Source organism: Rothia sp. HMSC065B04 (assembly GCF_001812285.1).
Classification (GTDB): Bacteria; Actinomycetota; Actinomycetes; order Actinomycetales; family Micrococcaceae; genus Rothia; species Rothia mucilaginosa.
In genome coordinates, this window is the sequence record NZ_KV808411.1 from 93,553 (window position 1) to 104,173 (window position 10,621).

Genomic DNA, 10,621 nt, shown 5'->3' on the forward strand with positions numbered 1-10,621 from the left:
TGTCAACCTTGTCGGTGGAAACCTCAACCAGGGGAGCGTCAACCTCAATGGTGTCGCCGACCTCAACGAGCCAGCGGGTAACGGTACCCTCGGTCACGGACTCGCCCAGTGCGGGCAGTACTACGGTGTGGGACATAATCTTTCCCGTTCTCCTTGTGAATGCTTGAACTAGAAAAATGTGAGCGGCGACCCGGATGCGCGCCGTATGCGTCAAAGCACGTCGACGCGCATCCGGATAGGGGCGTTGTTCAGCGGATACGCCCGGCAACCGCTAACGACCAACGGTCGTCAATACTAAGCTGACGCGCTAACGCCAGTCAGCAAAATTTATGCGCTGTGCAGCGGGGTGCCGTTCAGGACCATTGCAGCCTCACCCAGGGACTCGTTCTGAGTCGGGTGTGCGTGGATGAACTTAGCGACGTCCTCGGGGAATGCTTCCCAAGCAACCCACATCTGAGCCTCACCAATCTGCTCACCCATGCGCTTACCAATAGCGTGAACACCAACGATGGGGCCGTCCTTCTGGCGGACAACCTTCACGATACCGGTAGCACCGAGGATAGCGGACTTACCGTTACCAGCCAGGTTGTACTCAGCGGTCTCAACGTTCTCAGCGCCGAACTTCTCCTTAGCCTTGGGCTCGGAGTAGCCAACGGAAGCGATCTCCGGGTCACAGAAGGTGACCTTGGGAATGTTCACGTCTTCAACGATGGAGGGGTTCAGACCAGCGATTTCCTCAGCAACGAAGATACCCTGCTGGTAACCGCGGTGAGCCAGCTGAACGCCGGGGACGATGTCGCCAACAGCGTAGATGTTGCCAACGCCGGTGTGCAGGCGCTCGTTAGCCAGGACGAAGCCGCGATCCATGGGGATGCCCTGCTCCTCGTAGCCCATGTTTGCGGTGTTCGGGCCACGACCAACAGCAACCAGAACGATCTCTGCCTCGAAGACTTTGCCGTCAGCCAGGGTGACCTTAGCACCGTTAGCGTCCTGCTCAACCTTCTCGAAGAGGGTGCCGGTGTTGAACTTGATGCCGCGCTTCTTGAACGCACGCTCCAGAACCTTGATGATTGCCGGGTCCTCGTTGGGAACCAGGTTCGGCAGGCCCTCGATGATGGTGACGTCAACGCCCATAGCGTTCCACATGGATGCGAACTCGCAACCAATCACGCCGCCACCGAGCACGATAGCGCTCTTGGGCAGGTAGTCCATCTCCAGTGCCTCAGTGGAGGTCAGAACGCGACCCTCAATGGGCAGACCGAAGGTCTTGGAGACCGAGCCGGATGCCAGGATAATGTTCTTACCCTTGTACTCAACACCACCGACGGTGATGGTGTCCTGAGCGGTCAGCTTACCCTCGCCGGGGATAACCTCTACGCCCTTCATCTTCAGCAGGCCTGCAAGACCCTTGAACTTACCGGAGACGATGTTGTCCTTGTAATCGCGAACCTTGCCCATTTCGATGGACTGCAGCACAGCGTTAACGCCAACCTTGGACGCCTCGCGTGCCTCTTCTGCCAGCTCAGCAGCGTGCAGGTACGCCTTGGTGGGGATACAGCCGGTGTGCAGGCAGGTGCCGCCGACCTTTTCCTTCTCGATCAGGCCGACGGTGAAGCCTAGCTGGCGTGCGCGAATAGCTGCAGAGTAGCCAGCGGAACCGCCGCCGAGGATGAGGATGTCGAATTCTTGAGCCACGATATTGCTCCCTTGCATAGTTGTTGGGGCTAAAGACCCCTGCAATGAGTTCTTTACCAATTTATTGGTAGGTTTCCCAGCATGCGCGAAAGGCCCGCGAGCTCGAAAAATCGCGCGCCCCTCCGCGTACGCAGAAAAACACTTAATACAACAATACCCCCGTTGACGGTCGTTTAAGTTCACTCAGGGCGGTTTTAGCCGATTAATCGCCCAAACACCGTAAATTTTTCACCACGCAAGAAAAGCGGCGCGTCATAGAACAGTGCGATGACAGGAGCACCACAGCGGTCGCACAGAACGTGTCCGAGAACAGACGCAGAGGAGGGCTCCCCGGTAGAAATACCGGAAAGCCCTCCTCCGATCAGCTCTATGCTGTGCGGCTCGCACCAGATAAGGGGCACCAATTAGGATGCGCCAATTAGGGCGCGCGCCCAGCCAATCAGACTACTTAGCGTAGGACTCGATGAAGTTCACCAGGGTAGCGGTACCGAAACCGGTGCCTTCCTTCGGAGTGAAGCCGTACGGGGACTCCTCATTGAACGCGGGGCCCGCAATATCCAGGTGAGCCCAGGGGATGCCCTCGCCCACGAACTCCTTCAGGAACAGGCCCGCAGTCAGCGCGCCACCGTAGCGGGAACCAATGTTCTTGATGTCAGCAACGGGGGACTCCAGGCTCTTACGCAGGTAGGACTCCAGCGGCATCGGCCAGTAAGCCTCACCCGCAGCTGCACCGGCTGCAATCACGCGGTCGCGAATCTCCTCGTCACCGAGCAGAGCCGCAGTGCGCAGACCCAGAGCAGCTATAGCGGCACCGGTCAGGGTAGCGATGTCCAGGATGACGTCCGGGTTCGACTCGGAAGCCAGGGCGATACCATCAGCCATGACCAGGCGGCCCTCAGCGTCAGTGTTCAGCACCTCAACGGTACGGCCATCACGCATGGTGATAATGTCCTCCGGGCGCAGTGCGTGACCGCCGGGCATGTTCTCAGCCAGGCACAGGTAGCCGGTGACAGCAACCGGAACATCCAGCTCAGCAGAAGCAACCACAGCGCTCAGAACCGATGCCGCACCAGCCATATCGCACTTCATGGTCATCATCGAAGCGGCAGGCTTCAGCGAGTTACCACCGGTATCGAAGGTGATACCCTTACCAACCAGAGCAACGTGAGCCTTCGGGTTCTCCGGGGTGTACTTCACAACGGCAAGAACCGGCTTGCGGGGCGAACCCTGACCAACACCGGAAATGCCGCCGAAGCCCTCCTCTGCCAGGCGGTCGTGGTGGAACAGTTCAATCTCAATGTTCGAGTAATCCTCAGCGACCTCAGCAGCGAACTCAGCGAAAGTCTCCGGGTACAGGTGCGACGGGGGCAGGTTCACCAGGCGGCGAGCGTCCTTAGCGGTCTCGCCCAGAACCAGGCCGTGCACCAGAGCCTCTTCAGCCTCTTCCTGATCAATCGAAGAAACAATCAGAATGGACTCGATTTCTTCCTTGATCGAATCCTTGGTCTTGAAACGCAGACCCTCTTCAATGAAGTTGCCCAGCACAGCGCCGTGAGCAATAGCCTCAATTTCCTCTACCGAAGAAACGCCGAAATCGAAAGCGACCTCCTCAGCGGAACCAGCCAGCTGACGAGCCGCAGAACCGGCGGCGTAACGCAGAGCATCCAGGCGCTCCTGACCCTCAGCGGTATCGGAGCCCAGACCCGCCAGCGCCACAATGCCGGCACCGGTGTCCTCAAGACCGGGCAGACGCAGCAGCTGATCGGGTGCGCCCGAAGCGCCCAGCGCCTCCAGCAACTCGTTAATACCCTCAACAGAGTCCTCAGACAGGGAGCTCGGTGCCAGGTACGCACCGTCCGAACCCTTCAAAACGCCCAGAACCAGAACGTCAGCTTCGAGCGCTTCAAGGTCGGTGCTGTGAATAGACAGAGACAGAGACATCGTTACTCCTTTGCGTATGTCTTCTCAAATAGTCGGGGCACATCCTCGCGCCCGAAAAACTCAACTGTAGGCCCTCGAAGAGTGAGGATGAATACCGCCGCGTAAAGCCACGCGGACTACTGCTTCTACTCTACACGGATATGTAGGAGGGCGTGAGGTTCAGCTCTCACCCCGAACAGCTGGCAGAACAGAAAAAATGCACAAGAAGCCGAGCTGCAGCGCCTTAAGAACGTCGACGAGACACCAAACAAGTTCACCTACTGCGAGAAAAGCCCGCACACTGTCGAGACAGGGCAGTAGTGGCATAAAATGAAAGACTACGGAAAGCGTCAGATAACAGAAGACGCCCCTTCGCCCCAACACCTCGGGTACCGGCAGAAAACACTAAGCCCGCCCGAACGCGGCGCGAACCAGACAGAAGTGAGGAGGCGTAATGCTCAACCCCGAAGATCTCTACTTAGCCAACACCAAAATATTGGACGACCCCAGGATGCACGGGCTAACCCTCGTCATCGCCCTCTCCAGCCCGCAAGACGCAGGCTCCACCGCAGGGCAACTCGGGCAGGTGTTGCTCAGCGAACTCAAAAACATTGAAATCGTCGAGTTCGACAGCGACCAGCTGCACGACTATCGCGCCCGCCGCCCCTACATCCGCTACGAAAAAGACCACTTCGAAAAGCCGCAATACCCGCAGCTGAAGCTCTACGCTGTAGAAGACAGCCTCGACAAGCCGTTCCTGCTACTCACAGGTGCCGAACCGGACCTGCAGTGGCAGCGCTTCGAAAAGGCGGTGCTGACCATCGCCCAGCGGGTCAAGCCCTCCCTGGTCGTGCTGGTCTCCGCATTCCCCATGCCGGTGCCGCACACCCGCCCCTTCCCGATTACCGCGCACGGCTCCCGCAAGGACCTGATTCGCGGCATCTCCCCGTGGAAGCCCAGCGCGGACGTGCACGCAACCGTCACCAACCTGTTGGAAGTGCTCTTCACCGAAAACGGAATCGACACCGTCGGCTTCGGCGTGAACATTCCCCAGTACATTTCGGAGGCGGACCTGCCGCAGGGCACCCTCACCGCCCTCGAACACGTGGGCATGGCAGCGCACCTCTCCCTACCCACCGAGAACCTGCGCGAAGCCGCACGCCACGTGCACAGTCAAATCAACGATCAGGTCAAGCAGAACCCCGAAATCGGTCGCATGATCACGACCATGGAAGAGAACTACGACGAGAACTTCCGCACCTCCGACATTGCGGTTCCCCTCTCGCGACGCGACGCGCACAACGTGCCCAGCCGCGACGAGATTGGTGCGCTCTTCGAGCGGTTCCTCGACGAACAGTAGGTGCACGCAGTAGGGGATACCGCCCGCCAGATAGCGCCTGACAGATATTGCGTGACAAATTATGACGCGGCACCCCGCGCCGCTGTGGACAAACCTCGGTAAACAAACGAACAATACGAATAAATCTGTGGAACCTTCGGACACATGAACCGAAATATCCACAGATTTATTCGTTTAACCCCGAACCCGCGCAACCCATGCCACCGTGAAGGCATGAACGCAAATAATATCCCCAATGGCAACATCTCCAACGGCAATATCCCCAACAGCGGCTACGACACGCCCCCGCCCATCCGCAACGAATACGACGTGCTCAGCTGCGCCCTCCACCAGCACGGCTACTGGCCCGACCATTCACTCATCATCCTCACCGCAACCGACAACACCCTCGGCCCCAGCCTGCGCGTCAACCTACCCGACGAACCCTGCACCCTGCCCGAACGCGCCGACTTCCTCCACGAAACCTTCACCAAACTCCCCACCCACCACAACGGCGAAACCCTCACCCGCTTCTACGCCATCATCATCGACGGCGACAACACCGTGCGCCAACGCCAACTCAACCCCGACACCGCCCAGCTCGCCACCATCGACGAAATCCATAACGACCTCGAAACCCAAATCAACATCAACACCTGGCTCCACCTGCTCCACGACCCGCGCATCGTCAGCGAACTACGCTGCGAAGACGTCATCTACGCAGGCGGCGCCAGCATCTGGGCACTCAACCCCGAACAGCAGACGCTCACCCTCCTCGCACCTATCGAAGAACTCCGCCACAGCGGCTACTACACCTGGCTCACCCGCCACGGCGACACCATCGCCGCCACCGCCCAACACAACTACGCCCACAGCCCCTGGGACACCGACCCCACCAGCAACCCCGAAACCCGCCACGACTGGGAAAACGCCGTAGAACTCTGGGACAACACCCGCACCAACACCGTCCGGAACGACGAAGCCCGCCACACAGACATCCGCACCATCTACCGCCAAGCCCAAATCGACCTCTGCTACTGGGACGCCGCCATCAACGCCGCCGCGCACCTGCTCACCACCCACCCGGTCAACGATAACGATGCGCCCACTATTGGCGATGCGCTGCGCAACCTCATCCCCGCCGAAGTCGCCGGTCACCTACGCGCCTCCATCGCACCGTTAACCCTCAACCCCATCACCGCCGAAATGCTCACCTACCTCGCCGGCTACGGGCTCAACCACGCTCAACAAGCGCTCGCCCACCTGCACTACTCCGCCCAATACACCTACCACGCCTTCGGCGGCGAATACCCCAGCACCAGCCCCAACTTCGTGCCGCTCGAACCACCTCACTACGGCACCCGCATCACCCGCAAAACCTACATACCCGCCAGCTTCACCCACGCACTCAACGCCGCACCCGGCACCGAACAGGCACACGTACGCGCCGTGCCCGAAAAATGCGTGCAATGGCAAGACTGGATCCGCCGCACCCACCGCACTATCCAACAGAGCCGCAACAACCAACACGCCAACCTCAACGGCTGGGCACTCGAAAACCTCACCCCCGCCGACCACGCCAGCGCAGCCGAACTCAACACCATCAGCCGCGACGTGCTCCCACGCCTCGACGAACACCCCAACGACCACAACACCCACAACAAACTCGAAAACCTCAAACAACGAATCGACGAAAGCTGCACCACCAGCGAATACCTCACCAAACACCACGCCGTCTACACCCACTACCTCAACGCCCTCAAAGGAAAACTAGACAGCCCCCACTGGGCACGCCTCAACGCGCTCGAACTACTCACCAGCCTGCTCACACCCCACAGCACCGACGGAGAATACGCCGCACTACGCAACACCCAAGCCTGGACCAATTGGTACAAGGGCTACAGCACCTACGCCCGCCTACTCCGCCAAGAAGCCCACCGCCACACATTCGGAAAGGACCTCAACATCCTCAACGTACACCTCAACGCAGGCAACCTACCCGCCTGGATCAAACACACCATCTGCGGCGAACCCGGAACACACCGCGAACCCATCAGCACCCTCAAACCCCGAAAACCCTAAACCCGGCACCTAAAAGCGGTACCTAAAAGCGAAGCACAAACAGGGGAGGGGCGCGCCACCGGGCACGCCCCTCCCACCGACTCCTCCCACCTACAACCACACACAGCCGCACCCACCCAAAACCAGGCCCACAAGCCCCCAAACAGCGCGTCAAGTTGAAAGCAACCAAAAATCTGCAATACTTATATATTGACCCCGTATAGTCAATGCGCTACAACGCGCCCTCAAACCGCTCCACACAACGAGCAACGGAACCCTGCAAACCGCCCAACGCACGCGGAATAAAACCCGCCCCCACAGCGTTAAACCGGACAAACGCAGCAAACACCCCGACCGAGGACGCCAGCACAGACTTGACAGGGTCTTAGGTGTTTTGCAAACAAAACACCCCACCACAAGCCAGAAAGGGTTCTAGTGGCACCTGCAACCAGCAAGAAGACCGTGACCGGCGACGCAACCGAAGAAACCGTCGCAAAAACCACCACCAAGACCACCCGCACCAAGAAGGCAACCACCAAAGCCGCAGCAGCAACCGAAGACACCACCGGCGCAACCGCCGAAACCGGTGCCGAAACTACTGCCGAAACCGAGGCAGACAAGCCCAAGCGCACCCGTAAAACCACCACCAAAACCGCAACCAAGCGCAAGACCGGCGGCCGCCGCAAAAAGAACGACGACGAATTCGACCTCGGACTCGACGAAGAACTCGAAACCACCGACGCCGAAGACGAAACCGACGAAGAAGACGAAGAAACCGTAGCCAAAATAGAAGAAAAGAAGGCCGCAGAAGCAGTAGCAGCCAAGGGTTCCGGCTTCGTCCTCACCGCAAACGACGACGACGACGCACCCGCACAGCGCGTCGTCACCCCCGGCGCAACCGCCGACCCCGTCAAGGACTACCTCAAGCAAATCGGCAAAGTCTCCCTGCTCAACGCACAGCAGGAAGTCGACCTCGCCAAGCGCATCGAAGCAGGCCTCTACGCCGAACACAAGCTCGCCGAAAACCCCGACATGGACAAAGAACTCAAAAAGGCCATGCGCTGGGTCGTCCACGACGGCAAGCGAGCCAAGAACCACCTGCTCGAAGCCAACCTGCGACTCGTCGTCTCCCTCGCCAAGCGCTACACCGGCCGCGGCATGCTCTTCCTCGACCTCATCCAGGAAGGCAACCTCGGCCTCATCCGCGCCGTCGAAAAGTTCGACTACTCAAAGGGCTTCAAGTTCTCCACCTACGCAACCTGGTGGATCCGCCAGGCCATCACCCGCGCAATGGCAGACCAGGCTCGCACCATCCGCATCCCCGTGCACATGGTAGAAGTCATCAACAAGCTCGCCCGTGTGCAGCGCCAGATGCTCCAGGACCTTGGCCGCGAACCCACCCCCGAAGAACTCGGCAAGGAACTCGACATGACCCCCGAAAAGGTCATCGAAGTCCAGAAGTACGGCCGCGAACCCATCTCCCTGCACACCCCCCTCGGTGAAGACGGCGACTCCGAATTCGGCGACCTCATTGAGGACTCCGAAGCAGTCGTCCCCGCAGACGCTGTATCCTTCACCCTTCTGCAGGAACAGCTCCACTCCGTGCTCGACACCCTCTCCGAGCGTGAAGCCGGCGTGGTCGCAATGCGCTTCGGCATGACCGACGGCCAGCCCAAGACCCTCGACGAAATCGGCAAGGTCTACGGCGTGACCCGCGAACGAATCCGCCAGATCGAGTCCAAGACCATGTCTAAGCTCCGTCACCCGTCGCGTTCGCAGGTACTGCGCGATTACCTGGACTAAAAGTTCATAGCTAGCGGTTCTAACGTGCTGGCGGATGCTCGTGCAGCTGGTCTGCTGTCCGGCACGCGGACAATGCTCGCGGGGGAGTGCGGGGCCGGACTCCGTGCGCTTGTCCTTACAGACGGCGCACCGGTTCCCGCTCGCGGGGGAGTGCCCCCTCTTCAGCGCCTGGGGGCGCTTCGAGGACGGAGCCCCCGCTCCGCGTGACCGGCTACGCCGTAAGATTTAGTTGCACATACAGAAAAGGCTCTCCGAGATACCGGAGAGCCTTTTCTGCGTATATAAACAGTTTGTATATGCGGCACGCGGGGGATACTCATGACACAGTTTCGTATGACCGGCACACGGACAATGCTCGCGGGGGAGTGCCCCCTCATCGGTGCCTGAGGCACCTCGAGGACGGAGCCCCCGCTACGCATGTCCGCTATGCCGTCAACGTTCAGTTCCACAGAGGCTGAGTATGTCAGGTTGGCTCTGCGGACGGAGTGCCCCCGCTTCGCATCGCCGCTACGCCGCCAGCTATACCGTGCCGCTACAGGCTCAGCTGGCGCAGATAGCGGTCCGCCACCGCCTCCACCTGATCCAAACCACGCACACGACCCAGCGCCTCCGACCACGCATCAGCCTCATCGCCACCCACCGGGAAACCAGCCGCCGCCCACAACGCCGCCGTCATCGCACCCACCGAATCCGAATCCGAATCCACCGACACCGCACGGCACAACCCCTCAAACAGGGCACCACGCACCGTCGCATCATCAGCATCAGCCGACAGACTCTTCACAGCATCCGCCGCGCACCAGAGAGCCACACCCAACAGCTCAGGCGCCGTCCAACCCGTACCAAAATGCTCCGCCACAGCCTCCGGCACCGGCACCGTACCGCCCTCCAGCAGCTCGACGGCACGACTCAGCGCCGCCGCCGTACGCGAAGCATCACCCGGAATCGAATCATCCGCCGCCACCGAACCACACCACGACAGCACACGACGCGCCGACTCCAGCAACGCGTCAAACGAACCGGAGGGGGACGCCAACAGATCACGAATCAGCAACGCGTACGCCGCCGCCGAAGCCAACGCCTCCGGATGCCCATGGGTCAACGCCGCCGCACGCACCGCCAACAAAACCACCGTACGCTCCTGCGCCACCGGCAAAACACCCAACGCCGCCGAACGCACCAACGCGCCACTACCCAAAGCATCAGGAGTCAATGACTTCGACACCAACTGCATCTCACCCGAACCCAACGCCCGCAACGTTGCCGCACCCGGACCACGACGAGCCGTCAACTCCGACGAACCATCAATCTCACGATCCAACGAAAACGGCGCAGACTCCGGCAGAACCTCACCAATACCGCGGAACCACCGCAAATACGCCAACCACAGACACGCTAACTCATCCGCCGCCGCGCCCTCATTATTCCACTCCAAAACCTCCGTCAGGCCATCCAGAGTGAAACACATCAGCTGCGTATCATCACTGACCAGCAGCTCACCAAACGCCGACTCCCACGGCTTAGGGGCACGCTCCGCAATCTGCTCAGCCGACAACAACTCCAACGGATAACCCAGCGCATCACCCAACGCAGACGCACACAACAGGCCGCGCACCCTGCCCGCAAACTCAGCCGAAACCTCAGGTGCATGCGTGAACTCAACAGAAGAAAAACTCATAGGGCGATTATCCCACGGGTGCTTAGGATGCGTGGGGGATGTACCAGTCGACTTTGTGCTCAGGATGTGCGGGGGTACCAAGTGGCTTCGTGCTCATGCTCGCGGGGGAGTGCCCCCTCTGCGGC

The 10,621-nt window shown here is 60.1% G+C and carries 7 protein-coding genes; 3 read left to right on the top strand and 4 right to left on the bottom strand.

Annotated elements, in window-relative coordinates; genetic code table 11:
* From HMPREF2845_RS09165 to HMPREF2845_RS08980, 3 genes are all read right to left on the bottom strand, one after another.
* The coding region (locus HMPREF2845_RS09165) for a biotin/lipoyl-containing protein (protein WP_305793661.1) at window positions 1-136 on the bottom strand (136 nt) is incomplete at its 3' end.
* A gap of 191 nt (window positions 137-327) precedes the next feature.
* Entirely contained in the window at window positions 328-1,713 is a 1,386-nt protein-coding gene (lpdA, locus tag HMPREF2845_RS08975; protein ID WP_044142607.1) for a dihydrolipoyl dehydrogenase, read from the bottom strand.
* Between the two features lie 426 nt (window positions 1,714-2,139).
* Window positions 2,140-3,636: a leucyl aminopeptidase gene (locus tag HMPREF2845_RS08980; protein WP_070634504.1), complete on the bottom strand. Its 1,497-nt coding sequence runs from the start codon at window positions 3,634-3,636 to the stop codon at window positions 2,140-2,142.
* Window positions 3,637-4,069: 433 nt separating this feature from the next.
* Between HMPREF2845_RS08980 and HMPREF2845_RS08985 the strand changes: the two genes are divergently transcribed.
* The 3 genes from HMPREF2845_RS08985 to HMPREF2845_RS08995 all read left to right on the top strand — a co-directional run bounded on the left by HMPREF2845_RS08985 (window position 4,070) and on the right by HMPREF2845_RS08995 (window position 8,818).
* A complete protein-coding gene (locus tag HMPREF2845_RS08985; RefSeq protein WP_005505492.1) occupies window positions 4,070-4,975 on the top strand; it encodes a PAC2 family protein in 906 nt (301 codons plus the stop codon).
* Window positions 4,976-5,188: 213 nt separating this feature from the next.
* Window positions 5,189-7,036, top strand: coding sequence for a metal-dependent hydrolase (locus tag HMPREF2845_RS08990; RefSeq protein ID WP_070634505.1), 1,848 nt, complete (start codon window positions 5,189-5,191; stop codon window positions 7,034-7,036).
* Between the two features lie 414 nt (window positions 7,037-7,450).
* Window positions 7,451-8,818 (top strand): RNA polymerase sigma factor, encoded by a 1,368-nt coding sequence (locus tag HMPREF2845_RS08995; RefSeq protein ID WP_070634506.1) that lies wholly within the window; start codon window positions 7,451-7,453, stop codon window positions 8,816-8,818.
* A 532-nt stretch (window positions 8,819-9,350) separates the two neighbouring features.
* Here the strand turns inward: HMPREF2845_RS08995 and HMPREF2845_RS09000 are convergent.
* A complete protein-coding gene (locus HMPREF2845_RS09000; RefSeq protein WP_070634507.1) occupies window positions 9,351-10,496 on the bottom strand; it encodes an ADP-ribosylglycohydrolase family protein in 1,146 nt (381 codons plus the stop codon).
* Window positions 10,497-10,621 lie beyond the last annotated feature (125 nt).